The organism is Lysobacter sp. Root604, assembly GCF_001427505.1.
GTDB lineage: Bacteria > Pseudomonadota > Gammaproteobacteria > Xanthomonadales > Xanthomonadaceae > Lysobacter.
On record NZ_LMGS01000009.1, the window covers coordinates 143,287 to 167,703 of the forward strand.

Sequence of the window (24,417 nt, forward strand, 5' to 3'; positions counted from 1 at the left end):
GTCCCATGGTCCTGCCTAGCACCTACTTCCCCACGCACGAGGAGAACCGCTTCGCGCACGAAGGCGAAGTCGGACTGGCGCGCGAGTTCTTCCTCAAGCACCGCCCGCGCAATCTCGAGTTCCTGCTGCACAAGCGCTACGACTGGATGAACGCCTACCTCAAGCCCGGCCAGCGCGTGGTCGAGTTCGGCGCCGGCTCCGGCTTCAGCAAGGAATTCATCCGCCACGACAATTTCCGCATCACCGACGTGGAGGCGCGGCCGTGGATCGACGACGTCGCCGACGCCATGGACCCGCCGTATCCGGACGGCTCGATCGACGTGGCGGTGTTCAGCCACATGATCCACCACCTGCCCAATCCGGTGCGCTTCTTCCAGGTCATGCAGCGCAAGCTCGCGCCGGGCGGGTTGATCCTGATCCAGGACCTCAACACCTGCTTCCTGCTGCGCCTGGCCCTGCGCGCGATGCGCCACGAGGGCTGGTCCTACGACATCGACGTGTTCGACGAGAACGTGGTCGCCAACGATCCGCGCGATCCCTGGTCGGCCAACTGCGCGATCCCGCTGCTGTTGTTCCGCGACGAGGACGCGTTCCGCCGCCACCTGCCCGGCTTCGCGATCGAACGCAACCAGCTCAACGAGTGCTTCGTGTTCCTGGTCTCCGGCGGCGTGGTGGTGCAGGCCAAGACCGTCGAGCTGCCGCGCTTCCTGCTCAAGCTGATCGACGCCACCGACCGCGCCCTGGTCCGCTTGCTGCCGTCGGTATTCGCGATGGGCCGTTCGGTGGTGCTGAGGAAGATCGAAACGCCGTGACCATCTCCCTGCGCCTGTCCCTGGTGATCCCCTGCTACAACGAAGCCCGCAACCTGCCGTTGCTGGTGGCGCGCCTGCGTCAGACCTTCGTGCGCGAGGACGTGGAAGCGATCCTGGTCGATAACGGCTCCACCGACGACACCCCGGCGGTGCTGGCCGAATTGCTGGACGGCGTCGAACGCATCCGCAGCGTCCGCGTGGAACGCAACCAGGGCTATGGCTACGGCATCCTCGCCGGTCTGCGCGCCGCGCGCGGCCTGATCGTGGGCTGGACCCACGCCGACATGCAGACCGATCCGGCCGACGCCCTGGAGGGCCTGGCCCTGTTCGACGACCGCGACCCGGGCACGCTGTTCGTCAAAGGCCGCCGCTACGGCCGGCCGGTGGCGGACGTGGTCTTCACCGTCGGCATGTCGCTGTTCGAGACTCTGCTGCTGCGGCGCCGGCTGTGGGACATCAACGCCCAGCCGACCCTGTTCGCGCGCGCCTTCTTCGAACGCTGGCAGGCGCCGCCGCACGATTTCTCGCTGGACCTGTACGCCTACTACCAGGCCCGTCGCAGCGGCCTGCAAGTGCGCCGTTTCCGGGTGCGCTTCGGCGAACGCGCCTACGGCAGCTCGCACTGGAACGTGAACTGGCGCGCCAAGGCGCGCTTCATCCGCCGCACCGTGGATTTCAGCCTGCGCCTGCGCAAAGACCTCTCGCACCCCGCATGATCATCGTCCGCCACCGCCGCAACACCCGCGCGGAACTGCGCGCGACCTCGCCGGAGTTCGGGATCGAGCTCGATCTGCGCAGCCGCGGCGACGCCATCATCATCCACCACGACGCCTTCGCCGACGGCGAGGATTTCGAGGACTGGCTGGACGACTACCGCCATCGCCTGCTGATCCTCAACGTCAAGGAGGAGGGACTGGAGGACCGCCTGATCGCGCTGATGCGCGAGCGCGGCATCCAGGACTGGTTCTTCCTGGACCAGTCCTTCCCGTTCCTGGTCCGCACCGCCGCGCGCGGCGAATCGCGCTGCGCGGTGCGGGTGTCGGAGTACGAATCGATCGACACCGCGCTGTCGCTGGCCGGTCGGGTGGGCTGGGTCTGGGTCGATTGCTTCACCCGCTTTCCGCTGGATCGCGCCCAGGCCGATCGCCTGCGCGCGGCCGGCTTCCGCCTGTGCCTGGTCTCGCCGGAACTGCAGGGCCGCGACGCCGCCCAGGGCATCGCCGAGTTGCGCGAGCGGCTCGCGCGCGACGGCATCGCCGTGGACGCGGTCTGCACCAAGGAGACCGAACTTTGGCGATGAGTCTGGCGCGGCTGTGGCGAGACCCGATGCTGCGGACCTGGGAGTTCCGCGCCGGCCTGTTGCTGCGCGCGGCGCTGATCGTGCTGCTGGTGCCGAAGATTCAGCAGCAGTGGTTCCTGCCGTTCCTGGATCACGCGATCCGCTTTCCCAGTCTGGATCCGTGGTCCAGCTTCCTCGCCGCCGGCGGCACGCCGCTGGCCTATCCCTACGGCCCGGTGATGCTGCTCGCGCACGCGCCGGGCAGCGTGCTGGGCTGGCTGGTCGACGCCGCCACCGGCAGCGACGCCTACACCGGCATCGGCTTCCGCCTGGGCCTGCTCGGCGCCGACCTGGCCTGCCTGCTGCTGTTGCGGCGCCTGCTGCCGACCGAGCAGCCGCGCATGCTGCTGTGGCTGTACTGGTGGTCGCCGATCGTGCTGTTCGTGACCTATTGGAACGGCCAGACCGACATCGTGCCGATCGCCTTGCTGCTGCTATCGCTGCTGTTGATCCGACGCTATCGCCCGGTGGCTTCCGGCGCCGCGCTCGGATTGGCGTTGGCGGCCAAGCTCAGCATGGGCCTGGCCGCGCCTTTCATCGGCATCTACCTGTGGCGCAACAAGCGCCTGCGTTCGATGTTGGCGCCGTTCGCGCTGGCCTGCGCGGTGCTGGCGACGCTGCTGACGCTGCCCTGGCTGGCGTCGTCCGGCTTCGTGAGCATGGTGTTCGGCTCGCGCGAATTCGGGCGCGTGTTCGACCTGGCCCTGCCGCTGGGCGAGGAACTCAAGCTCTACCTGACCCCTACCCTGTACCTGCTGGCGGCCTACGCGGCCTGGCGTTTCCGCCGCATCAGTTTCGAACTGCTGATCGCCAGCACCGGCCTCTCGTTTTTCCTGGTCGTGCTGGGCACGCCGGCGCCGCCGGGCTGGTACCTGTGGCTGGTGCCGTTCCTGGTCGCGCACCAGTTGCAAGGCGATCGCAGCGCACGCGTGCTGGCCGGCGGCTTCTCGCTGCTGCTGATCGCGATGCACGTGTTCATTTCCAGCGGCGCCAGCGCGCCCCTGCTGGGCTGGGATCCGGCACCGGCGATCGCGACGGTGGCCGCGCGCATCACCCCGCACGTGCATTCGCTGTGGATGACCCTGATGGTGGCGTCGGGCCTGGTGCTGATCGTGCAGATGTTGCGCGAACGCGTCGGCCGCAACGACTACTACCGCATCGCCCAGAAGCCGCTGGCGCTGGGCATCGCCGGCGATTCGGGCTCGGGCAAGGACACCCTGAGCCGCGCCCTGGCCGGCGTGTTCGGCGACCACTCGGTGGTGCACGTATCGGGCGACGATTACCACATCTGGGACCGCTACGCGCCGATGTGGAAGGGCCTGACCCATCTCAATCCGCGCGCCAACGACCTGCAGCGCTTCGGCAACGACGTGCTGGCGCTGATGGACGGCAAGGCCATCGTCTGCCGCCGCTACGATCACAGCGCCGGGCGCTTCGAGAAGCCGACCCTGCTGGCCAAGAACGACGTGATCATCGCCTCGGGCCTGCACGCATTGCACTTCCCGCGCCTGCGCCGGCGCTACGACGTCAGCGTGTTCCTGGACGTGGACGAATCGCTGCGCCGGGCCTGGAAGATCCACCGCGACGTGCATCAGCGCGGCCACGACCTGGCCGCGGTCACCGGCTCGCTGGAGCGGCGCGCGCCGGATTCGCAGCGCTACATCCATCCGCAAAAGGCGGTCGCCAGCCTGGTGCTGCGCCTGCAACCGGTCAACCCGCAGCAACTCGAGCGCGGCATCCCGCCCGATCAGGTGCGCCTGAAGCTGGTCGCGCTGATCCGCAACGGCACTTATCACGAGCGCGTGGCGCGGATCCTGATCGGCGTGTGCGGCCTGCACCTGGACGTGCAGCTGGCCGACGACTCGGGCGAAGTCGAGATGGAGATCGAAGGCGACGTGGTCGCCGAGGACATCGCCCTGGCCGCGCGCAGTCTGGTGCCGGGCCTGCAGGAGATGTTGGACATCCGTCCCCAATGGGAGGACGGCATGAGCGGGATCATGCAGTTGCTGGTCCTGGTGCACACCGAAGAAGCCCTGAAGAACCGAATCCAATGAGCCTGAACATCCACAACGCGGATACCGCCCTGCGCGCGCCGCAGGCGATCATCTTCGACACCGACAACACCCTCTACGCCTACGGTCACCCGCACGCCTGCGCGACCGTGGCCGCCGAGGAGAAGGCGGTGCGCCTGCTCGGTTGCGACGTCGCCGACGTGCGTCAGGCTTTCTCGCAGGCGCGATTGGAAGTGAAGCAGCGCCTGGGACGCACCGCCAGCTCGCACAGCCGCCTGTTGTATTTCCAGCGCGGCATCGAGCTGCTCGGGCGCAAGACCCAGTTGGTGATCACGCTGGATCTGGAACAGACCTACTGGCGCACCTTCCTCGCCCACTGCGAGCTGTTCCCGGGCGTGCGCGAGTTCCTGATGGCGCTGCGCAGCCGCGGCATCGGCACGGCGATCATCACCGACCTCACTTCGCAGATCCAATTCCGCAAGATCATCTACTTCGGCCTGGACGATTGCTTCGACTACGTGGTGACCTCCGAGGAGGCCGGCGCCGACAAGCCGCAGGAGGCGCCGTTCCAGTTGGCGATCGACAAGCTCGGCATCGATCCGGAGCGCATCTGGATGATCGGCGACGACCCGGCCAGCGACATCGCCGGCGCGCGCCGCTTCGGCATCACCACCCTGCTGCGCGTCGATCGCGCCCACAACGGCCATGCGCGCGAGTCCGCGCCGGACCTGGTGTTCGACGACTTCGAGGAACTCAGCCGCTACGTGTTCTCGGGCAAGGTCGAAGGCTGGGCCGCGCAATGAACGCCGCACGCCTTCGCTCGCGCCGCACCGTCCTTCGGAGCCAGACCGCATGAACCTCGCCGCGCACCGGATTTCCAGCGAACGCTGGGTCGTCGCCGCCCTGTTGAGCCTGCTGCTGGCGACCCTGCCCGCGGTGGCGGTGGGCGCGTATGTGCCCACCGCGTTCGCGCCCAGCGTCGCGCTGGCGATCGCGCTGGCTTTGGCGGTGTTCGCCACGCCCTGGCTCGCGCGCCGGCTGCCCGGCGAATGGGACGGCCTGCGCCGCGCGCATCCGATCTGGAGCGCGCTGTGGCTGCTGATCGCGCTGGCCGCGATCGCGCGCACCGCCGGCGTCGCCTTGTTCATGCTCGATCCGGCCCAGGCCCAGGCCTCGGCGTACTGGTTCGACGAGTTCTACGTGCGCCACAACTGTTTCTCCGGCATGTGGAAGGCCGCCGGGCTGGCCGCGCAGGGCGTGCCCAACCTCTACGATCCCGAGCACTACGGCGGCATGGAAGGCCGCTTCAAGCTCGACGACTTCCTCTACCTGCCGCAGTTCCTGATCATGCCGCGCGCCGGCCTCGCGGTGAGCGACGGCTTCCTCGAACTGCGCGCATTGTGGTTCGCGATCGAAGGCGCGGTGCTGGCGGCGAGCGTGTTCGTGCTGGGCCGCTGGATCGGCGGCGCGGCCGGGCGCCGCATCGCCTTGCTGATGCCCGCGCTGTGGCTGAGCACGCCGGTGCTGCTGACCTTGCAGCTGGGCAATTTCCAGATCGCGGCGATCGCGATGTCGCTGCTGGCGATGATGCTGTTCTGGCGCGGCCGCCCGATCGCCGGCGGCGCCCTGCTCGGCTTCGCCGTGTTCAAGCTGTTCCCCGGCTTGCTCGGCCTGTACCTGCTGGCCGCGCGGCGCTGGCGCGAGGCGGCGTGGACGATCGCGTTCGCGGCGTTGTACAGCGTGATCGCGCTGCTCTGGCTGGGCACCGCGCCCTTCGAAGCCTTCTTCCAGTTCCAGGCGCCGCGCATTCTCAGCAACGAATCCTGGGCCTTCCTGTGGCTGGACGGGCTGGAGCCGGTAGTGGCGATCAACGATTCGGTGCCGGGCCTGACGCTGAAGCTGGAGCTGCTGGGCGTGGGCGGCATGACGCCGGCGGTGGAGAAAGCCGTGTCCTGGGTCTGGACGCTGGCGGTGTTCGCGCTGGCGATCTTCGCGGCGCGCCGCGCGTCGAGAATGTCGCGGCTGGAACTGGTCTCCACCTGGCTGGCGCTGCTAGCGCTGGCCGCCTACCGCAGCCCGTTCGTGCCCGACCACAACGGCCTGTTCGCGCCGATCTGGTTGTGGCTGCTGGTCGCCGCGGGCAGCCGCCTGCAGCCGCCGCGCGTGGCCGCGCTGGCGCTGGCCTACCTGGCCCTGAGCGCGGTGCTGCCGTTCGGCGGCATGCCGCTGCCCGAACTGATGGGCCGTCTGGCGCTGTCCACCTTCAGCCAGTTCGTCGCGCTCGGCCTGTGCCTGTGGGTGGTGTTGCGCCGGCCGTTGGGCGAGGTCGACGCCACGCGCGCATCGGCAACGCCGTCGCCGGCGTTGTCGATGGGGTGAGGGCGCGATCAGCTGGCAACCACCACCCGCCAGTGATCCGGCCCCAGCGCCTGCCAATCGATTTCCACCGGCAGGAACTTCTCGATCAGGCGCGCGTTGCTGCTCAGGTGCTCGCTGATCGTGGTGGTGGTGAACTCGCCGCCACCGGCCAGGGCCATCGGCAGCAGCAGCTGATCGGCCAAGTGCTCGCCGACGCAGGCCGGCGAATCCAGATACGCGCGCACCTCGTCGGCGAGCTTGCGCGCGATGTCCTCGGCCATCACGCCGCGCTCGCCGTGACCGGTGAAGGTCTCGCAGTGCGTGGTATGGCGCACCTGCACGCTCAGCGCATTGCCCGGGCCGAGCGCCGGACGCACGCTGAGCAGCTCCAGCTCGCTTTCGCCCAGTCCCAGGCGCTCGCCCAACACTTCCAGCTCGCGGCGGCCGATGCTGGCCGACAGCGCCGACAGCAGCGCGGTCGCGCGCACCGACTCGCGCTCGCCGCGGGTATCGAACACGCGGCGCTGCAATTGGGCGCCACCGGCCACCGTCGCGTGGACGATGCCGCCACCGGCCGGATAGAAACCGTGGCGCTCCAGGCGCAGCGAAGCCTCCGCGCCGATCCGGCGCAGCGCCGGCAGATAGCTGTCGGCGATGAAGTCGGCGCTGGGCGCGAGCGGATTGTGGGTGCCGCCCTCCAGCACCAACCGCGACGCCGCGTCGCAGCTCCATAGCGCGGGCAACACCGTCTGCAGCACCAGCGTGGTCGAGCCTGCGGTGCCGGTGGCGAAGCGATAGTCGCCCGGCACGACCTGGCCCGGCTCGAAGCGCAGGCTGGTCGCGCCCAAATCGACGCCGTGCACGAAGGCGCGGCCGACGGTCGCGGCCGCGTTGACGGCGGTGAGGTGCTGGCGCATCAGGCCGGGGCGCGAACGCTTGGCGCGGATGTGCTGCATGCTGAAGCCGATGCCTGTGCATAGGCTCAGGCTCAGTGCGGTGCGCAGCAGTTGCCCGCCGCCCGCCGAGCCGTCCAGTTCGATCATGTCCATTGCGAATTCCGAATAACGATGCGGACGGGGCCCAACCCCGTCCGTTTTCCTTTCCATGCCGCGCCGCAACCGGCGACGCGCTCAACCCTTGACGCACACCACCTGACGCAGCGTATGCACGATCTCGACCAGGTCGCTCTGCGCGGCCATCACGGCTTCGATCGGCTTGTACGCGGCCGGCGACTCGTCGACCACCTCCGCGTCCTTGCGGCATTCCACGTGCGCGGTGGCCTTGACGTGGTCGGCCACGCTGATCAGCTTGCGCGCCTGGGTACGGCTCATCACCCGGCCCGCGCCATGGCTGCAGCTATGGAAGCTGTCGGCATTGCCCAGGCCGCGCACGATGAAGCTCTTCGCGCCCATGCTGCCGGGGATGATGCCCAACTCGCCCTTGCGCGCGCTCACCGCGCCCTTGCGGGTCACGAACACGTCCTTGCCGAAGTGCTGCTCGCGATTGACGTAGTTGTGATGGCAGTTCACCGCCTCGGCCGCGGCCTCGAAAGGCTTGGCGATCACCCCACGCGCGGCCGCGACCACGTGCTGCATCATGATCTCGCGATTGATGCGCGCATAACGCTGCGCCCAGTCGACCGCGAACACGTAGTCGGCGTAATGCTCGCTGCCCTCGGGCAGGTACGCCAGGTCCTGATCGGGCAGGTTGATCATCCAGCGGCGCATGTCCTGCTTGGCCAGCTCGATGAAGTGGGTGCCGATCGCGTTGCCGACGCCGCGCGAGCCGGAGTGCAGCATGAACCATACGCGCTGCTCCTCGTCCAGGCAGACCTCGACGAAATGGTTGCCGGTGCCCAGCGTTCCCAGATGGTTGAGGTTGTTGGTGTTCTTCAGGCGCGGGTGGCGCTCGCAGATGCGCTGGAAATCGGCGACCAGCTGCGACCAGCCCTCGATCGCGCGCTCGGGCGGGTTCTGCCAGGCGCCCTTGTCGCGCACGCCGCGGCCGGTGGTGCGGCCGTGCGGCACCGCGCGCTCGATCGCGCTGCGCAGCCCGGCCAGATCGTCCGGCAGGTCGCTCGCGGTCAGGCTGGTGCGCGCGGCGATCATGCCGCAGCCGATGTCGACGCCGACCGCGGCCGGCACGATCGCGCCGATGGTCGGCACCACCGAGCCCACGGTCGCGCCCTTGCCCAGATGCACGTCCGGCATCACCGCGATCCAGCGGTGGATGAAGGGCAGCTTGGCGATGTTCTGCAACTGCTGGCGCGCCTCGTCCTCCAGCGGCACGCCGCGGGTCCACAGCTTGATCGGGGCGGAGCCGGGCTCCTGGATGACGTCGTAATTCTGGGTGCTCATGACCTTCACTCTATTCGTTGGTGGTACCGCGTCGGGCCCGCGCCGTGGCGCCGGGCCGGTGGCCGCCGCCTTGGCGCGCCGTTGCTGCCGGCCCGGCTGGCCCCATTGCCAGCCAGGCGCCGCTGCCTGCTCGCACCCGCCGAAAACCGCCGGGCGCCTACGTACCAGAGCAATCGCCGTGCCAACTTCGCGACGAAGCTATATCCAATTGATATTGAAGGACTATTTTTGATATATGGGCGAATGGAGCTCGGTAGTTATCTGAATTTCGTATATTCTCAGCGCGCCTCTTATAGGAATGGATATGCGCAAGCGTCAGGTCGTGATCGGCATGCTCGGCACCACGCTGGACAGCGGCACCGGGCCCGGGCGCTGGGAGAAATGGCGGCCGACGGTGTCGCTGGGCATGCACCAGGACTTCCTGCTCGATCGCCTGGAACTGCTGCTGGACCAGCGCCGCTACGGCAAGCTCGCCGCGACCGTGCGCGAGGACCTGGGCCAGGCCTCGCCGGAGACGCAAGTCCGCATCCACGACACTTATCTGGCCGACCCCTGGGATTTCGAGGGCGTGTACGCGGCGCTGCACGACTTCCTGGCCGGCTACGAGTTCAAGCCGGAGGAAGAGGACTACTACGTCCACATCACCACCGGCACCCATGTCAGCCAGATCTGCTGGTTCCTGCTGACCGAGAGCCGGCACTTCCCGGGCCGCCTGCTGCAGACCTCGCCGCCGCGCAAGCAGGGCGGCGCCGATCCGGGCACCTACGCGGTGATCGACCTGGACCTGTCGCGCTACGACCTGATCGCGCAACGCTTTCAGCAACAGCAGCTGCACGATCGCGACCTGCTCAAGAGCGGCATCGCCACCCGCAACGCCGCCTTCAACCGCATGATCGAGCAGATCGAAACGGTGGCCACGCGCTCGCGCGCGCCGATGCTGCTGATGGGCCCGACCGGCGCCGGCAAGAGCCAGCTGGCCAAGCGCGTGTTCGAACTGAAGAAGCTCAAGCACCAGCTGCTCGGCCAGTTCGTCGAGGTCAACTGCGCGACCCTGCGCGGCGACGGCGCCATGAGTTCGCTGTTCGGCCATGTCAAAGGCGCCTACACCGGCGCGGCCGGCGACCGCGCCGGCCTGCTGCGCTCGGCCCATCGCGGCCTGCTGTTCCTGGACGAGATCGGCGAGCTGGGCCTGGACGAACAGGCGATGCTGCTGCGCGCGCTGGAAGAGAAGCGCTTCCTGCCGGTGGGCAGCGACAAGGAGGTCGAAAGCGACTTCCAGCTGATCGCCGGCACCAACCGCGATCTGCACGAGGCGGTGCAGCAGGGCCGCTTCCGCGACGACCTGCTGGCGCGCCTGAACCTGTGGACCTACCGCCTGCCCGGCCTGGCCGAGCGCGCCGAGGACATCGAGCCGAATCTGGACTTCGAACTCGAACGCTGGTCGCGCGAGCAGCACCAGCGCGTGACCTTCAACCGCGAGGCGCGCGAGCGCTACCTGCGCTACGCCACCAGCGCCGAGGCCGTCTGGAGCGGCAACTTCCGCGACCTGGGCGCCTCGGTGATGCGCATGGCGACCCTGGCCAACGCCGGGCGCATCCAGACCGCCCAGGTCGAAGAGGAGATCGAACGCCTGCGCCGTCAGTGGCGCTCGGGCCAGCCGCTGTCGCCGCTGCAGGCCCTGCTGGGCGAACGCTGGGACGCGCTGGACCGTTTCGACCGCGTGCAACTGGAAGACGTGGCGCGCGTGTGCGCGCGCGCGAAGTCGCTGTCGCAGGCCGGGCGCGAGCTGTTCGCGGTCTCGCGCAGCCAGCGCGCCAGCACCAACGACGCCGACCGCCTGCGCAAATACCTGGCGCGCTACGGGCTGGATTGGGAACAGCTGCGCGAGGCCGCCGTCGACCCCGCCTGACACGATCCAGACCCGGAAAACCTGCGCATATCCGGTGCCTTTCGACGCCGTCTGTAAACGTTGCCAGCGCGCATTCATTCGCCGTTTTGTTCGGCAAATTCGCTGTAAATCCTTTGTTTACAAGTATTTAACAGGCATGACTTTCGGCGCGACCGTGCACGAACCGCAGAGTTCCTAAACTTTCAAGTACAAAATTCAGCTTCGATTGAATCGCCGCTTGGATACTGCGCCACATCCGAATCACAAGAGCCGCCCCACCCCGAGGCGCCGCGATTCGGACGCACAACACCCAATAAGAGGCTGAGACCTTTATGAAGCGCACTTTGCTTGCCCTGACCCTGCTCGCCGCCCTGCCGTTCGCCGCCTCCGCGGCCGAGGGCGTGTCCTACAACTACGTCGAAGGCGGCTACGCCAAGACCAACACCGATGGCGGCGACGCCGACGGCTGGGCCCTGAACGGCTCGGGCGCGATCGCCGACAACTTCCACATCTTCGGCGGCTACAGCAAGCAGGAGATCGACAACACCAATGTCGACTTCGACCAGTGGCGTGTCGGCCTGGGCTACAACCACGAGCTGAACTCGCGCGTGGACCTGCTGACCCGCGTGGCCTACGAGAAGTTCGACGCCGGCCAGGGTCTGGACTTCAACGGCTACAGCGTCGAAGCCGGCGTCAACGGCACCCTGACCCCGAACATCCAGGGTTATGCGCTGGCCGGTTACGAGGACTACGAGAAGTCGGACGGCGAGTTCTACGGCCGCGTCGGCGCTCTGGTCAAGTTCAACGACACCTGGGGCGTGAACGGCGACGTCAAGTTCGTCGACGGCGACACCCAGTTCTTCGTTGGCCCGCGCATCAGCTTCTAAGCGCGAGCGCGTTACCCCGCAGCAATCGCGATTTCTCTCTCTCCCCCGAACGTCGCGATCGAGCCCGGCCCCGGCCGGGCTCATTTTTTTTGCGCCGAACCGGTTTAACCCCAGCCTGGAGGCGGTCACACGGAATTTGTGTCGCTTTTGGCAGTTGTGGCGATGTGAATGTTTCGTTATCGTGCGCCCCGCCGCAATGCGGCATGGACGCAAACCAAACATCAGGATTGAGAATTCATGAAGAAGCAACTCGTGCTGGCAGCGCTGCTGGCCACTGCCCCGTTCGTCGCCTCGGCCGAGGGCCTGAGCTATTCCTACGTCGAAGGCGGCTACACCCGCGTTGACGTCGACACCGGCGTCGCCGGCTTCGATCCCGAGCTGGACGGCGGCTACATCCGCGGTTCGGTCGAGCTGGGCGAAAACTTCACCGTCTTCGGCCACTACAGCAAGACCCAGGACGATGTCCGCGTCAACGGCATCCCCGGCACCTTCGACACCGACTTCGAAAGCGCCGAAATCGGTTTCGGCTACCACGCCGACATCAGCGACCGCGCCGACTTCATCGCCGAGCTGTCGTACCTGCGTCAGGAAATCTCGGTCGAGAACAGCAGCGGCGAAGGCAAGGGCGGCAAGCTCAACCTGGGTATCCGCGGCGAGATGACCGACAACCTGGAAGGCTGGGTCAAGGCCGGCTACATCGACGGCGGCGACTTCGACGGCAACTTCGTCGGCACGCTGGGCGGCCAGTACAAGTTCAACCAGACCTGGGGCATCGTGGCCGAGGTCGAGTTCGTCGAAGACACCACCCAGTACATGATCGGCGCTCGCGCCAGCTTCTGATCCATCGAAGCGGTCGAACGATAAGAGAAAGCCCGGCTTGCCGGGCTTTTTCTTTGCGCGTTCGATCGATGCGTAGACGCCCCGGCAGCCCCGTAGGATGCGGTGAGCCGAAAGCGAACCGCATCGCCGCGCAACCCTGCCAAACGCGGCGGACCGCGGCAACGCGATGCCGCGCTTGAGCGCGCCGCGCGCCCGATTGCCGGCCCGGCTCACTCTTCCGCGCTGGGCTCCGTCTCGGGCGCTTCCGCCGGAATCCGTTCCAGCACCTCGCGCAGCGATTGCTCGAGTTCGCGCTCCATCTGCTTGCGATTCATCGCCGCGGCGCTGGCCAGTTCCAGTTCCTCGCAGGCGACCGAACGCGGCTCGTTCTTGCAGACCTTGCGGATACCGGCCAGCAGCTTGTCGTCGCCGCTGTTGTGATAGGCCTCGACCACGTTGCCGCAGCCTTCGCGCACGTGCATCGCGCAGACCCGGTCGTAGTAGCCGGCCGCGCGCGCCCAATCGCCGCCGAGCGCGGCGGTATGGCCGGCGCCCATGCAGGCCGACATCGAGCCGCTCGCGCAGCAGGCCTCGACGCTGGCGCCGGCGGCGAGCGCGCAGTGGTCGACGCGGTAGGGCTGTTCGATGATCTGGTCGCTGGCGATCGGCAGCGGCACCGCCGCGCAGGTCTCGGGCATGCCGCGCAAATAGACGGTGAATCGGGTCCAGTCGTCCATGCCGACCAGGGTATCGTCGCCCAGCCAACGCAGCACGAAGTCGTCGCCCTTGTCGTGGCGCACCAGCACCTGGTCCTCGCGCAGGCGATAGCGCATGGTCGCTTCGCCATCGCTGGAGGCGGCCACCGCGCGGTCGTCGCCGAAGCGGAAGACATCGAACAATCCGCCGGCGCCGCTGGCGTAGGTGCCGCAGGGCTGTTGCGGCTTGCGGCGCGCGGGCGCGTCGCTGAGCTCGATCACCTTCAAGCCCTGGACGTGCTCGCAGGCCTGAGCGTCCAGCCGCCATTCGCAGGCGCTGGCCAAGGTGTCGCGCGCGCTGGCGTAGCGGCCGGCGATCCAGTCCTGTTCGGCCAACGCGGTGCAGGCCTTGGCCGAGCGCGCTTCGCGGCAGCCGGCGCGCAGGGCGGCCAGTTCCGGCGCCGATACCGCCGCGGTGCGGAACAGGTACAGCGGTGCGTTCGGGTCCTTGGGGGCGAGCGCCTTGACCCACTCTTCGCAGGCGTAGGGGCTGGCCTCTTGTCGGCAATACGCCTGCAAGCGCTGGGCGCGCTGTTCGGTCGGCATTTCGCGGTCGTAGGCGAGTTCGCCGACGCAGGCCTGGATGTCGCCGGCGGCGCAGGCCAGACGATCCTGATCGGCTTCGGGCGTGCCCTGCGGCGCGTTGGCGACACCCGCGCCCAACGTGGGGACGCAGACCGCGGGCGCGCTGCGGCGATAGGTCAGCGCCTGGCTGCGCATGCGGTCGGGTTGCAGCACCAGCCGCTCGCCGCCGGCCTCGATGCGGTAGACGTCGAGCAGCGGGCTGTCGGCGTGACGCATCAACAAGGTGTCGCCGTCGATGCGATAGCGCCAGGCGTTGGTGCTGAGAAAGCCCTGGCGGTCGCGTGCGCTCACGCTGTTGCCGGCGAAGTTGAGCAGCGGGGCGTATTCGTCGTCGGGTTGGTACTCGCCGCAGGGCGGTACGGCGGCCCAGGCGGGCGCGGAGAAACACAGCAGCAGCGGCAGGGCCGCGAGTAGCGCGCGCATCGGAAGTCCGTTTCGACGGGGAGGGCGCGCTAGTGTGGCCTCGAGCGGGGCTCAGGCCAAGATGGGCGACCGTGCGGCGCCGGACTCAGCCGAACAGTTCGTGCGGGTACTCGGGCTTCTGTTCGCGCGCGAGCAGCTGACGCAGGCCGTCGGCGGGCGTGATCTTGCCGTGCAACACGGCCTGGACCGCGCTGGAGATCGGCAGTTCGATGCCGTGGCGTTCGGCCTGGCGCATGACTTCGTCGGCGGTCTGCACCGACTCGACCACCTGGCCGATCTCGCGCACGGCCGCTTCGATGCTCTGACCGCGGCCCAGCGCCAGGCCGAGACGGCGATTGCGCGAGAGGTCGCCGGTGCAGGTCAAGACCAGATCGCCGAGACCGGCCAGGCCCATCAGGGTTTCCGGCTGGCCGCCGATGGCGTGGTTGAGGCGCAGCATCTCGTTGAGGCCGCGGGTGATCAGGCCGGCGCGCGCGTTGAGGCCCAGCTGCATGCCGTCGGCGACGCCGGTGGCGACCGCAAGCACGTTCTTCATCGCACCGCCGAGTTCGGCGCCGAGCATGTCGTCGCCGGTATAGGCGCGGAAGCTCGGGCCGTGCAGCACGCCGGCGACCGCGCGCGCGAACGCGGCGTCGTCGGAATGCACGGTCAGCGCGGTTGGCAGGCCTTGCGCGACTTCCTTGGCGAAGGACGGGCCGGTGACCACAGCCAGCGGCACGTCGTCGCCCAGCACTTCGGCCGCGACTTCATGCAGGAAGCGGCCGCTGCCGGGTTCGAAACCCTTGGTCGCCCAGGCCACTCCCGCGTGCGCGGGCCGATGCGGCGCGAGCGAGCGCAAGGTTTCGGCGAAGGCGTGCGAGGGCACCACCACCAGCACCAGATCGGCGCCGGCGAGCGCGGCCGCCATGTCGGCGGTCGCGCGCAGCGATTCCGGCAGGGCGATGCCCGGCAGGTAACGCGGGTTCTCGTGTTGCGACTCGATCGCCGCGACGCCGTCGGCGTCGCGGCCCCACAGCACGGTCGGATGACCGTGCCGCGCGATCAGGGCGGCGAGCGCGGTGCCCCAGGAGCCCGCGCCCAACACCGCCACGCGCGGCGAGGCATCACCGGAAGTCGCGTCCGTGTCCATGCCGTGGTCCGATCGCGGGCGGCCCTCAGGCGTTGCCCGCGGTCTCCGCGTCGGCCAGACCGCCGGCCTGCTGCGAGGCGCGCTGACGCAGGCCTTCGGCGTACAGGGCGTCGAAGTTGATCGGCTGCAGGAAGAACGGCGGGAAGCCGCCGGACTGGATCAGGTCGCTGACCAGCTGGCGCGCGTACGGGTACAGCACGTTCGGGCAGTGGGTGCCCAGCATGCCGTCCAGGGTGGCCTCGTCGAAACCGGCCAGGCCGAACACGCCGGCCTGCTTCACTTCGACCAGGTACATCGGCTTGTCGCCGGCGCTGCAGGTCAGGGTGATGCCCAGCACGACTTCGAAAGCGGCGTCGTTGAGGCGCTGCACGCTCTGGTTGAGGTTCATCTGCAGCTGCGGCTGCGCGGTCTCGTTGAACACCGCCGGCGCGCCGGGGACTTCGAAGGAGACGTCCTTCACGTAGATCTTTTCGACCGTGAACGCCGGACCGGCGGCTTCGACCGGCGCGACGGCGCCGTTGACGTTTTCTTCGGACATCGGATGACTCCAGCGGTGTTAAGTGTTTGACGATGCGGCCGAAACCGCGGAAAGAGGCCGATTATGGCATGCGTGCGAACCACGCCCCGCGTTCAGGCGTGGGGGCGCCGCGCGCCGCACGCAAGGGGCGGCCGCGCACGGCGGCCGCCGCCGGGCAGGATCAGGCGCGGCCCTTGACCAGCGGCAGATCGGCCTGCTGCCAGGCCTGCACGCCGCCGTCGAGCCAATAGACCTGCTCGAAGCCGGCCTTCTTCAGGCGCTTGGCGGCATCGGCCGAGGCCTGGCCGTTGCGGCAGACCATGACCACCGGCAGCGACTTGGCGCTGGCCAGCAGTTTGTTCTCGGGATCGAACTGGCCGGGCGAGACCGAACGGCTGCCGGCGATGTGGCCCTTCTCGAAATCGCTGGTCGGCGAAAGGTCGACCACCAGCGCGTTCTCGCGGTTGATCAGGCCGGTCAGCTCGGCCGGACGCAGGGCCTTGTAGCCGCGGAACAGGCGCGCGCCTTCCGTGTAGACCAGGGCGACGGTGAGGCCGACCAGACCCATCGACAGGAACATGTGGCGGCTGCCGAAGGCGAGCAGTTCTTCTAAGGTCACAGGATCACGGGGACGACGGATGGGGGCGCGATTGTCGCCCACGGCGGCGGGCGGCGCAAAAAAACCGGCTCGGGCCCGTCGCGACGGGCCCTGGGCGGGGTTACATGCCGTCCCAGAGGTCCGGCAGGCCCGAGGTCAGCCACCAGGTCTTGGCGATCGGGTCCCAGCGCCATTCCTCGCGGTAGCGCACGGTGCGTTCGGCCTGGGTGTGGCGGTTGATCACGCCGATCTCGATGTCGCGCACGGCCAGGCCGAGTTCCTTGTCCAGGCTGGAGCCGACGTCGCGGTAGGACGACACCTGGACCTGCTTGTAGCGCTCCAGCTCCAGCGCGGTGACCGGGTGGGCCTTGCGGTAGATCGGATCGATCAGGTTCTGCGCCTGTTCGAATTCGCCCCAGCGCACCGCGCCGGACCAGGCGTACTGGTTGCGTTCGAGTTCGTTGGTCTTCTTGCTGGCCAGGGCGCCGCCGGCGACCGCGCACAGGCACAGCAGCAGCAGGACTTTCAACAGGCGCATCGGGTGTCTCCGGCAAGGGACCGCGTCGGCCGACATGCTAGCCGGTTCCGGGCGCGGTGTTGTGTCGCGCGCCTCAGCCGCGCGCGATGGCGACGTAGCGGGCGGTGAAATCGGTCGCGACCCCGCCTTCGGGCAGGCGCACGCGCGCCACCAGGCCGGTGCGGGCGCGTCCGCGCTCGCGCAGCGTGCTCAGGAAGCTGTCCCAGTCGGCGTCGGCGGCGAGCTCGGCGTCGACGTCGATGTCGGCGTAGAGGGGGGCGAGGTAGCGGATCTGGCTGTCGGCCACATAAACGTCGGCGTCGAGGCCGGCCTGTTCCAGGCGCAGCGAGACCAGCCCCCAGGAGGCCAGGGTCATCATCGAGGCCAGGCTGCCGCCGAAGGCGCAGCCCTTGTCGTTCACGTGTTGGGCCAGCGGCGCGTGCAGGCGCAGGCGCTGGCCGTCGTAGTCGGCGACGTTGAGCTGCATCGCCGCCACCGGCGGCATCGATTGGTAGTGCTGACGCAGGCGTTGCAGGGCTTGTTCGAGGCTCATGGGGCACGCGTTGGGGGAGGCGGACGGGATGCCGCGGCCTGCGCGGCTATGCCAAGCTGCCGGCATGCGTCCGCACACACCGCCACAACCGCCGCGATGGTACGTGATCTCGCTGCGGCCCAGCGGCGCGCACGCCGCCCTGCGGCGGGGCGCGGCGCGGCTGGGCGCCGACTTCATCGCCCTGTCGCCGTGGCGTTGGCGCCGGCGCGACGACGAGGCCGCGCGCGCCGCCCTCGAGGTCGCGCTGAGCGCGCCCTATGCGGTGTTCACCAGTCCCGAAGCGGTACGCGCCGCGCACGCCTTGCGGCCGCTGCGCGACGACGGCCGGCGCGAGTGGTTCGCGGTCGGCGCCGGTAGTGCGGCGGCCTTGCGCCGGGCCGGCATCGCGCGCGTGCACGTGCCGCGCCGAATGGACAGCGAAGGCCTGCTCGCCGCGCTCGACACCCGCGAGCTGGCCGGCCGCGCGGTCGGCCTGATCACCGCGCCCGGCGGCCGCGGCCTGCTGACCCCGGAGCTGCAGGCGCGCGGTGCGCGGGTGTTGCGCGCCGACGTCTATGCGCGCGTGCCGATCGCGCCCGCGCCGCGCGCGATCGCGCGGCTGCGCGCGCTGGATGCGCCGGCGGTGCTGGCCCTGTCCAGCGGCGAAGCGCTGCAACGCGCCCTGGAGACCCTGCCCGAGGACGCCGCCCGCGCCCTGCGCGGCGCCACCGCGCTGGCCGCCAGCCAGCGCCTGGCCCTGCTCGCGCGCGAACTGGGTTTCGCCCGGGTCCGGGTCGCCGCCGGCCCGCGTCCGCGCGAGCTGCTGGCGGCCGTGCCGGACGAGTTGCGTCGATCCGCATGACTTGCGGGGACGGGCCTTCCGGTAGCATGGCGGTGTCATGAGCGCCTCCCCCGATTCTTCCGCCCCGGCCTCCCCCACCTCCCGGCCCGCCTCCGACGTGTCCTCGCCCTCGCCCGCCCCCCGACGCTCCTCTTACTCCTGGCTCTGGTTGCTGTTGCTCGTGCTGCTCGCGGCCGGCGGCTGGTACTACTGGAAACAAATGCAAGCGAGTGCCGCGCGCGAACGCGCCGCGGTCGCCGACGCCGACCTGCGCCTGGACGCGCTGGACGAGCGCATCAACGCGCTGCGCAACGACCAGCGTTCGCAGAACCGCCGCCTGCAGCAGGCCGACACCACCAACCGCGTGCTGCGCGACGAATTGCACGGCATCGGCACGCGCGCCAGCCTGATCGAAGACAGCGTGTCCAAACTCGCAGACCCCGATCGCCACGGCGCCCAGGCCATGCGCCTGGACGAAACCGAACTGCTGCTGACCCTGGGCCAGCAACGCCTGCAGATCGCCGGCGACCTGGCCGGCGCGCGCCGCGCCTATGCGCTGGCCGGCGGCGTGCTCGACGGCATCGACGACCCGGCCTACCTCAGCCTGCGCCAGACCCTGATGCAGGAGCGCGCCGCGCTGGACGCGCTGGGCATCGACCCGCGCGTGCGCGCGATGGCCGAGCTGGACGCGTTCGCGCGCACGCTGAGCCTGGCGCCGGTGCGCGACGCGCAGCCCGCCGCGCCGCGTGCGCCGTGGTGGCAGCGCGCGTTCGGCAACATCGTCGACATCCAGCCCAGCGACGGCGCGGTCGCGCTGCGCCCGGCCGATCGCGCGATCGCATTGGCCGGCCTGCAACTGGAAATCTCGCTCGCTCGCGCCGCCGCCGAACGCCGCGACGATGCCGGTTACCGCAACGCGCTGAGCCGCGCCGACGGCTGGCTGCAACGCCTGGCGCCGGCCTCGGCGGCGCAGACGCGCCAGCGCGACAGCCTGAAATCGCTGGCCGCCATGCCGCTTTCACTGACGGTTCCCACGCTGGGCAGCACACTGCAGCAACTGCGCCAGTTGCGCACCACGCGCTGAGGAGCCCGGATGAATCTGTTCCGCAATCTGCTGTTCTGGATCGTGTTGGCGCTGGCCGGCGCCCTGGTCGCGCAACTGCTGGTGCAGGACCCCGGCTACGTGCTGGTGCGCTACGGCGGCAACGACTACACCACCAACGTCCCGAAGGCGATCCTGATCGCGGGCGCCACCTTGATCGGCTTGTGGCTGGCCTGGAAGGTGCTGTCGCTGCCGTTCGCGGCGGTGCGCCGGCATCGCAAGAAGCAGGCGCGCGCGCGCTTGATCGACGGTCTGGATGCGCTGCATCAGGGCCATTGGTCGCGCGCGGAAAAGTCCCTGGCCCTGGCCGCGCGCAGCGACGATGTCGCCTCGATCGCGCATGTCGGCGCCGCCCAGGCCGCGACCGCGCGCGGCGACGCCGCCGCCAGCGCGCAGCATCTGGACAGCCTGAGCAATGCCGGCTACCCGACCACGCGCGCGCTGGCCGCGGCCGAACTGGCCCTGGCCGAGGATCGCGCCGACGAGGCCCTGGTCGCGCTGGATGCGCCCGCCGCGCAGCCGCTGCCGCCACGCGGACTGCTGCTGCGCGCGCGCGCGCTGGCCGCGCTGGGCCGCGCCGGCGAGGCTTACGGGCTGCTCGGTGCGCTGCGCCAGCAACAAGCCGTGCCGGCCGAGCGCCTGAGCCTGCTGGAAGCGCAGTGGGCCGAGGCGTCGCTGCGCGAAGCCGCCGACGCCAACGTGCTGGCCGATCGCTGGGAAGCGCTGCCCAAGCCGCTCAAGAGCGAACCGGCCGCGGTCGCCGCCTACGCCGAACGCGCCGCCGCGCTGCGCTGGGAAGAAGCCGCGGCCAAGAGCCTGGAACAGGCGCTGGACACGCGTTGGGACGAATCCTTGGCCGCGCTCTACGGGCGCCTGCCGATCGGCCGCCTCGACGCGCGCCGCGGCAACGCCGAGCGCTGGCTGTCGGCGCACCCGGCCAGCCCGGCGCTGCTGGTCACGCTGGCGCGCCTGGCCCGCGCGCAGGGCCAATGGCCGCAGGCCGAGGCCTATCTGCATCGCGCGCTGGCCCAGGGCGCCAACAGCGAAGCCTGGGAAGAGCTGGGCCACGGTTTCGCCGCCGCCGGCGACGATGCGCGCGCGCGCCTGAGTTACGCCAACGCCCTGCGCGCCGCGCGTGGCGAGGCCGCGAGCGAGCTGCCGGGACGCGACCTGCGCCAGAAGATTTTCGACGAGGCCGTGGTCGAGGAACGCGACGAACACGGCATGCCGCGTCTGCGCGGCTGAGCGGCGTCAGGCATCGATGCGCGGCGATCGCCGCGCGTTCGCGCAGCGGACTCAGCGGCCGCCGACGTAGGTCGGCAGCGTCGCCAGGAACGCCTGGCCGCAGCCTTTGAAGCGCGCATAGACCGGGCCGATGTGGCTGGGCATCAGGATCCGCGCCATGGCCACGCCGCCGATCAACAGCCCCAACATGAGCAGGGCGCCGGCCAGGATCAGCCAGCCGCGCTCCATATCCACGCCCATGAACATCAGTGTCATGCCCAGCGGCACGCTGGCCCAGGCGATGCCCAGGCCGATCCTGCGCCGGCGCAGGTGGCGTTCGCACAGGCCGGCGCTGACGCGCGTGTGCTTGCGCACCATCGCCGCGACTACCGCGTAGATCAGCAGATTCAACAGGATCAGCACGTACCAGGCCGGCGTATGCCAGTAATAGCCGCGATGCTTGATCGGCTCCACTGCCGGCGCATTGCACTTGATGCAGCGCGGCGGCAGTTTGCACTCCGCGCGCACCACCAGCACCGCGCCTTCCCGCCAGCAGTCGCCGTCCAGCTCGACCCGCGTCGGCGCGACATACAGCGGCGCTTTCGGCGCCTCATACGGATTGAACGCAGTCATCGGATCCCCTGTCGCCGGCGACTCGGCGCGCCCGTGTTCGCAAGGCCGCGCCGGTGGACGCGCGCCATCCCCATGACTGCGCGCCGTGCCTGCGACGAGGATAGAGGCCGCGCAGCGGCTTGCCTAGCCGGCCGCGAGCAAATCCCGATACACCGCAAGGTCCGCGGCCGAGTAGCAGCAGAAGATCGCGCGCAGCGGGTACGACTGCGTGGCCAACGTCGTCGTCGCGATCGCGACGCGCGCGGCGGCTTCGATCGGATAGCCGTAGATGCCGGTGCTGATCGAGGGGAACGCGATCGAGCGCAGCGCGTGCCGCTGCGCCAGGGCAAGCGCATTGCGATAGCACGCGGCCAGGGTGTCGGCCTCGCCGTGCTCGCCGCCGCGCCAGACCGGGCCGACGGTGTGGATCACATGGCGCGCGGGCAGCCGATAACCGCGCGTGAGCTTGGCCTCGCCGGGCTTGCAGCCGCCGAGTAGGCGGCATTCGGCGACCAGTTCGGGACCGGCGGCGCGATGGATCGCGCCGTCGACGCCGCCTCCGCCCAGCAGCGAGCTGTTGGCGGCATTGACGATGGCGTCGACGTCCAGGGTGACGATGTTGGCCTGGATCGCTTCGAGGGACATGCCGGCGCTCCTGGGTGAAAAACTCGATGCCCGTTAACACGATGGGAGCGGGGCGAGTCGCGAGGGCGCCGGGCGCCGATCGCGGCTCACGCCGCTCCCACAGGTTGCAGGACGCGTGCGGGCGAGGCTCAGCGCTCGAGGATCGCCACCACGCCCATGCCGCCGGCGGTGCAGATCGAGATCAGGCAACGGCCGCCGCCGCGCTGCTTGAGCTCCTTGGCGGCGGTGGCGACGATGCGCGCGCCGGTGGCCGCGAACGGATGGCCGGCCGCCAGCGAGGAGCCGTTGGGGTTGATCTTGGCCGGATCGATGCGGCCCAGCGGCGCGTCCAGGCCGAGGCGGTTCTTGCAGTAGTCCTCGCTCTCCCAGGCGCGCAGGGTGCACAGCACCTGCGCGGCGAAGGCCTCGTGGATCTCGTAGAAATCGAAGTCCTGCAGCGTCAGCCCGTTGCGCTTGAGCATCTCCGGCACCGCCACGGTCGGGGCCATCAGCAGGCCTTCGCCGTGCACGAAGTCCACCGCCGCCACCTGCGAATCGCGCAGGTAGCACAGCACCTCGTGGTTGTGCGCGCGCGCCCACTCTTCCGAGGCCAGCAGGCAGGCCGCGGCGCCGTCGGTGAGCGGGGTGGAATTGGCCGCGGTCAGGGTGCCGCGCCCGGAGACCTTGTCGAACGCCGGCTTCAGCGTGGCCAGCTTTTCCAGGCTGCTGTCGGCGCGCAGATTGTTGTCGCGCGAGACGCCGCGGAAGCTGACCACCAGATCCTCGAAGAAACCGCGCTCGTAGGCCGCGGCCAGCTTCTGGTGCGAGGACAGCGCCCACTCGTCCTGCGAGTCGCGCGCGATGTTCCACTCCTTGGCCATGTCCTCGCAGTGGTCGCCCATGCTCTTGCCGGTGCGCGGCTCGGCCACGCCCGGGAACTCGGGCTTGAGCTCGCGCAGATGGAAACCCTTGAACGCGGCCAGCTTGTCCTTGGTGGTCTTGGCGCGCGCGGCCTCGAGCAGACGGCGGCGCAGGCGCTTGCCGTACACGATCGGCACGTCGGAAGTGGTGTCGGAACCGCCGCCGATGCCGACCTCGATCTGGCCGGTGGCGATCTTGTTGCCGACGGTGATGATCGAATCCAGCGAGGTGCCGCAGGCGCGCTGCAGGGTGATGCCCGGCGTCAGCGGCGACAGCCCCGAGGACAGCGCGGCCTCGCGGCCGAGGTTCCAGTCGCTGCTGTGCTTGATCACCGCGCCCATCGCGACCTCGCCCAGCTGCTGGCCGTGCAGGCCGAATTTCTCGACCAGGGCGCCGAGCGTCCGTACCGACATGCCGAGATTGCCGACGTCCGCGTAGGCGGTGTTCTGGCGGCAGAACGGAATGCGAACGCCACCGAGCACGGCGACGGGACGGACAGGACGCATCGGGATACCTCGGGTTGGCGGGACAGCGGGAAGGCGGGTGAAGCTGGAGACCGGCCCGCAACATCATCGCGGGCATAATGGCGCAGTGTAGCGCCGCCTCCGCGCGCAACCAAACGCCAGCGTATCCAAGCCCGACGATGACCTCAGACGCCAGCCACCGCCAAGCGCCTCCCGCCCCGCTGCACGTGCTCGGGGCGCTTGCGCTGGAGCTCCGGGGCGACGCCGCCGTCGCCCGCCACGCCCTGTCCCAGGCCCAGGTCGGGCCGCTGGCCGACCTGATCGCGCGCGATCTGGCCGGCTTCGCGCCCCAGGCCGCGGCGCTGGAGCTGGTCGTCGTCGGCGCCCATTACGACCCGGTCGAAGTGCTGCGCCCGGGCTGGCCGCTGCACCACGAACTCGACCAGTTGGCCGTGCGCGCGCCCGGCCGGCGCGAGGCCGAGGGCCGGATCGTGGCCTTCGGCGCCCATGAGGACCGTCTGCCCGGCACCCTGTCGCCCTCGCCCGATTTCGCCGGCGGCCCGCTGCGGCTGGTGCCGTTCCTGCTCGGCGGCGACCCCGACATCGCCGCGCGCGTGGGCGACGCCTTCGAAACCAGCCTGCTCGAACGCGGCATGGCCGGCGCCGACACCGCCCTGGCCGCGCAGGAGGCGTTCGGCCTGCAGGTCGAGCACGCGCGCTACCTGACCGTGCACGACCTGGCCGCGATGATGGCCATGCAGTACGAGCACGCCGGCCTGGCGCCGCTGTGGCCGATCCTGGAAACCGCGCTGCTGCAGCCCGACGGCGAGGAGTGGTTGGACACGCCGCCGGAGCCGCTGATCCACTACGCCGACGGCGAAGCGCGGATCGCGATGTTCTCGCCGCCGGCCTGGCATGCGCGCTACGCGCCCGAGGCGCCCTGCGACAGCGACGACTGCCGCGCCCAGCTCAATCGCCGCTACCAGCATTTCGAGGCGCGCCTGCGCCAGATCGCCGCGGTGCTGGGCGCGCACGGCGTGCCGGTGACCTTCGTGCATTGCGAAGACGGTGAGCAGGCGCGCGATCAGCTTTGAAGCGCGC

24 protein-coding genes are annotated in these 24,417 nt (G+C 69.6%); 13 read left to right on the forward strand and 11 right to left on the reverse strand.

Annotation, left to right across the window (positions count from 1 at the left end; all coding sequences use genetic code 11):
* Positions 1–5 precede the first annotated feature (5 nt).
* Genes ASD69_RS09020 through ASD69_RS09045 form a run of 6 tightly spaced genes read left to right on the forward strand, consistent with a single transcriptional unit; the run spans position 6 to position 6,542 of the window.
* Complete coding sequence (locus ASD69_RS09020; RefSeq protein ID WP_056177051.1) at positions 6–812, forward strand: class I SAM-dependent methyltransferase; 807 nt, start codon at positions 6–8, stop codon at positions 810–812.
* Positions 809–1,528 (forward strand): glycosyltransferase family 2 protein, encoded by a 720-nt coding sequence (locus ASD69_RS09025; protein ID WP_200943973.1) that lies wholly within the window; start codon positions 809–811, stop codon positions 1,526–1,528. Before ASD69_RS09020 ends, ASD69_RS09025 begins: the two co-directional genes overlap by 4 nt.
* A complete protein-coding gene (locus ASD69_RS09030; protein WP_056177053.1) occupies positions 1,525–2,112 on the forward strand; it encodes a phosphatidylinositol-specific phospholipase C/glycerophosphodiester phosphodiesterase family protein in 588 nt (195 codons plus the stop codon). Before ASD69_RS09025 ends, ASD69_RS09030 begins: the two co-directional genes overlap by 4 nt.
* On the forward strand, positions 2,109–4,205 hold the full coding sequence (locus tag ASD69_RS09035; RefSeq protein ID WP_157499127.1) for a glycosyltransferase 87 family protein: 2,097 nt from the start codon (positions 2,109–2,111) through the stop codon (positions 4,203–4,205). Before ASD69_RS09030 ends, ASD69_RS09035 begins: the two co-directional genes overlap by 4 nt.
* The gene (locus tag ASD69_RS09040) at positions 4,202–4,966 is read left to right on the forward strand and encodes an HAD family hydrolase (protein WP_056177058.1); all 765 of its coding nucleotides are present in this window, start codon (positions 4,202–4,204) and stop codon (positions 4,964–4,966) included. The genes ASD69_RS09035 and ASD69_RS09040 overlap by 4 nt, the downstream gene beginning before the upstream one ends.
* A 49-nt stretch (positions 4,967–5,015) precedes the next feature.
* Positions 5,016–6,542 (forward strand): glycosyltransferase family 87 protein, encoded by a 1,527-nt coding sequence (locus ASD69_RS09045; RefSeq protein ID WP_056177060.1) that lies wholly within the window; start codon positions 5,016–5,018, stop codon positions 6,540–6,542.
* A gap of 8 nt (positions 6,543–6,550) precedes the next feature.
* Here ASD69_RS09045 and rtcA read toward each other — a convergent pair whose 3' ends face one another.
* Positions 6,551–7,570 (reverse strand): RNA 3'-terminal phosphate cyclase, encoded by a 1,020-nt coding sequence (rtcA, locus tag ASD69_RS09050; RefSeq protein WP_056177062.1) that lies wholly within the window; start codon positions 7,568–7,570, stop codon positions 6,551–6,553.
* Between the two features lie 81 nt (positions 7,571–7,651).
* Complete coding sequence (locus ASD69_RS09055) at positions 7,652–8,878, reverse strand: RtcB family protein (RefSeq protein WP_056177064.1); 1,227 nt, start codon at positions 8,876–8,878, stop codon at positions 7,652–7,654.
* 304 nt (positions 8,879–9,182) lie between these two features.
* Between ASD69_RS09055 and rtcR the strand changes: the two genes are divergently transcribed.
* The 3 genes from rtcR to ASD69_RS09070 all read left to right on the forward strand — a co-directional run bounded on the left by rtcR (position 9,183) and on the right by ASD69_RS09070 (position 12,493).
* A complete protein-coding gene (gene rtcR / locus ASD69_RS09060; RefSeq protein ID WP_056179700.1) occupies positions 9,183–10,787 on the forward strand; it encodes an RNA repair transcriptional activator RtcR in 1,605 nt (534 codons plus the stop codon).
* A 311-nt stretch (positions 10,788–11,098) separates the two neighbouring features.
* Complete coding sequence (locus ASD69_RS09065; protein ID WP_056177066.1) at positions 11,099–11,653, forward strand: Ax21 family protein; 555 nt, start codon at positions 11,099–11,101, stop codon at positions 11,651–11,653.
* 237 nt (positions 11,654–11,890) lie between these two features.
* Complete coding sequence (locus tag ASD69_RS09070; protein WP_056177068.1) at positions 11,891–12,493, forward strand: outer membrane beta-barrel protein; 603 nt, start codon at positions 11,891–11,893, stop codon at positions 12,491–12,493.
* Positions 12,494–12,702: 209 nt separating this feature from the next.
* On the opposite strand, the gene ASD69_RS09075 is transcribed toward ASD69_RS09070, so the two are convergent.
* The 6 genes from ASD69_RS09075 to ASD69_RS09100 form a co-directional block, all read right to left on the reverse strand.
* Positions 12,703–14,235, reverse strand: coding sequence for a hypothetical protein (locus ASD69_RS09075; RefSeq protein ID WP_056177070.1), 1,533 nt, complete (start codon positions 14,233–14,235; stop codon positions 12,703–12,705).
* An 85-nt stretch (positions 14,236–14,320) separates the two neighbouring features.
* Positions 14,321–15,364 (reverse strand): NAD(P)H-dependent glycerol-3-phosphate dehydrogenase, encoded by a 1,044-nt coding sequence (locus tag ASD69_RS09080; protein WP_056177072.1) that lies wholly within the window; start codon positions 15,362–15,364, stop codon positions 14,321–14,323.
* A 25-nt stretch (positions 15,365–15,389) separates the two neighbouring features.
* A complete protein-coding gene (gene secB, locus ASD69_RS09085; RefSeq protein ID WP_056177074.1) occupies positions 15,390–15,902 on the reverse strand; it encodes a protein-export chaperone SecB in 513 nt (170 codons plus the stop codon).
* Between the two features lie 160 nt (positions 15,903–16,062).
* On the reverse strand, positions 16,063–16,500 hold the full coding sequence (locus ASD69_RS09090; protein ID WP_157489589.1) for a rhodanese-like domain-containing protein: 438 nt from the start codon (positions 16,498–16,500) through the stop codon (positions 16,063–16,065).
* A 100-nt stretch (positions 16,501–16,600) separates the two neighbouring features.
* Positions 16,601–17,017: a hypothetical protein gene (locus ASD69_RS09095; RefSeq protein WP_056177076.1), complete on the reverse strand. Its 417-nt coding sequence runs from the start codon at positions 17,015–17,017 to the stop codon at positions 16,601–16,603.
* Positions 17,018–17,090: 73 nt separating this feature from the next.
* Positions 17,091–17,549, reverse strand: a complete 459-nt coding sequence (locus tag ASD69_RS09100; RefSeq protein ID WP_056177079.1) for a YiiD C-terminal domain-containing protein — start codon at positions 17,547–17,549, stop codon at positions 17,091–17,093.
* A gap of 103 nt (positions 17,550–17,652) precedes the next feature.
* Here ASD69_RS09100 and ASD69_RS09105 point away from each other — a divergent pair, with 103 nt between their 5' ends.
* Genes ASD69_RS09105 through ASD69_RS09115 form a run of 3 tightly spaced genes read left to right on the forward strand, consistent with a single transcriptional unit; the run spans position 17,653 to position 20,716 of the window.
* On the forward strand, positions 17,653–18,390 hold the full coding sequence (locus tag ASD69_RS09105; protein WP_235567192.1) for a uroporphyrinogen-III synthase: 738 nt from the start codon (positions 17,653–17,655) through the stop codon (positions 18,388–18,390).
* 37 nt (positions 18,391–18,427) lie between these two features.
* A complete protein-coding gene (locus ASD69_RS09110; RefSeq protein ID WP_082576394.1) occupies positions 18,428–19,453 on the forward strand; it encodes a uroporphyrinogen-III C-methyltransferase in 1,026 nt (341 codons plus the stop codon).
* A gap of 9 nt (positions 19,454–19,462) precedes the next feature.
* Positions 19,463–20,716 (forward strand): heme biosynthesis HemY N-terminal domain-containing protein, encoded by a 1,254-nt coding sequence (locus ASD69_RS09115; RefSeq protein WP_056177082.1) that lies wholly within the window; start codon positions 19,463–19,465, stop codon positions 20,714–20,716.
* Between the two features lie 51 nt (positions 20,717–20,767).
* Here ASD69_RS09115 and ASD69_RS09120 read toward each other — a convergent pair whose 3' ends face one another.
* The 3 genes from ASD69_RS09120 to ASD69_RS09130 all read right to left on the reverse strand — a co-directional run bounded on the left by ASD69_RS09120 (position 20,768) and on the right by ASD69_RS09130 (position 23,358).
* A complete protein-coding gene (locus ASD69_RS09120) occupies positions 20,768–21,328 on the reverse strand; it encodes a hypothetical protein (protein ID WP_056177084.1) in 561 nt (186 codons plus the stop codon).
* Between the two features lie 123 nt (positions 21,329–21,451).
* Positions 21,452–21,952: an O-acetyl-ADP-ribose deacetylase gene (locus ASD69_RS09125; RefSeq protein ID WP_056177085.1), complete on the reverse strand. Its 501-nt coding sequence runs from the start codon at positions 21,950–21,952 to the stop codon at positions 21,452–21,454.
* A 128-nt stretch (positions 21,953–22,080) separates the two neighbouring features.
* Positions 22,081–23,358, reverse strand: coding sequence for an acetyl-CoA C-acetyltransferase (locus ASD69_RS09130; protein ID WP_056177088.1), 1,278 nt, complete (start codon positions 23,356–23,358; stop codon positions 22,081–22,083).
* A gap of 137 nt (positions 23,359–23,495) precedes the next feature.
* Between ASD69_RS09130 and ASD69_RS09135 the strand changes: the two genes are divergently transcribed.
* The gene (locus ASD69_RS09135; protein WP_056177090.1) at positions 23,496–24,410 is read left to right on the forward strand and encodes a hypothetical protein; all 915 of its coding nucleotides are present in this window, start codon (positions 23,496–23,498) and stop codon (positions 24,408–24,410) included.
* Positions 24,411–24,417: the final 7 nt, after the last annotated feature.

Coding starts and splice junctions, on each gene's coding strand:
- secB (WP_056177074.1), bottom strand. CDS start 15,902: ATGTCCGAAGAAAACGTCAACGGCGCCGTCGCGCCGGTCGAAGCCGCC.
- ASD69_RS09080 (WP_056177072.1), bottom strand. CDS start 15,364: ATGGACACGGACGCGACTTCCGGTGATGCCTCGCCGCGCGTGGCGGTG.
- ASD69_RS09065 (WP_056177066.1), top strand. CDS start 11,099: ATGAAGCGCACTTTGCTTGCCCTGACCCTGCTCGCCGCCCTGCCGTTC.
- rtcA (WP_056177062.1), bottom strand. CDS start 7,570: ATGGACATGATCGAACTGGACGGCTCGGCGGGCGGCGGGCAACTGCTG.
- ASD69_RS09075 (WP_056177070.1), bottom strand. CDS start 14,235: ATGCGCGCGCTACTCGCGGCCCTGCCGCTGCTGCTGTGTTTCTCCGCG.
- ASD69_RS09110 (WP_082576394.1), top strand. CDS start 18,428: ATGAGCGCCTCCCCCGATTCTTCCGCCCCGGCCTCCCCCACCTCCCGG.
- ASD69_RS09130 (WP_056177088.1), bottom strand. CDS start 23,358: ATGCGTCCTGTCCGTCCCGTCGCCGTGCTCGGTGGCGTTCGCATTCCG.
- ASD69_RS09035 (WP_157499127.1), top strand. CDS start 2,109: ATGAGTCTGGCGCGGCTGTGGCGAGACCCGATGCTGCGGACCTGGGAG.
- ASD69_RS09115 (WP_056177082.1), top strand. CDS start 19,463: ATGAATCTGTTCCGCAATCTGCTGTTCTGGATCGTGTTGGCGCTGGCC.
- ASD69_RS09135 (WP_056177090.1), top strand. CDS start 23,496: ATGACCTCAGACGCCAGCCACCGCCAAGCGCCTCCCGCCCCGCTGCAC.
- ASD69_RS09040 (WP_056177058.1), top strand. CDS start 4,202: ATGAGCCTGAACATCCACAACGCGGATACCGCCCTGCGCGCGCCGCAG.
- ASD69_RS09045 (WP_056177060.1), top strand. CDS start 5,016: ATGAACCTCGCCGCGCACCGGATTTCCAGCGAACGCTGGGTCGTCGCC.
- ASD69_RS09095 (WP_056177076.1), bottom strand. CDS start 17,017: ATGCGCCTGTTGAAAGTCCTGCTGCTGCTGTGCCTGTGCGCGGTCGCC.
- ASD69_RS09030 (WP_056177053.1), top strand. CDS start 1,525: ATGATCATCGTCCGCCACCGCCGCAACACCCGCGCGGAACTGCGCGCG.
- ASD69_RS09020 (WP_056177051.1), top strand. CDS start 6: ATGGTCCTGCCTAGCACCTACTTCCCCACGCACGAGGAGAACCGCTTC.
- ASD69_RS09070 (WP_056177068.1), top strand. CDS start 11,891: ATGAAGAAGCAACTCGTGCTGGCAGCGCTGCTGGCCACTGCCCCGTTC.
- ASD69_RS09055 (WP_056177064.1), bottom strand. CDS start 8,878: ATGAGCACCCAGAATTACGACGTCATCCAGGAGCCCGGCTCCGCCCCG.
- ASD69_RS09100 (WP_056177079.1), bottom strand. CDS start 17,549: ATGAGCCTCGAACAAGCCCTGCAACGCCTGCGTCAGCACTACCAATCG.
- rtcR (WP_056179700.1), top strand. CDS start 9,183: ATGCGCAAGCGTCAGGTCGTGATCGGCATGCTCGGCACCACGCTGGAC.
- ASD69_RS09125 (WP_056177085.1), bottom strand. CDS start 21,952: ATGTCCCTCGAAGCGATCCAGGCCAACATCGTCACCCTGGACGTCGAC.
- ASD69_RS09120 (WP_056177084.1), bottom strand. CDS start 21,328: ATGACTGCGTTCAATCCGTATGAGGCGCCGAAAGCGCCGCTGTATGTC.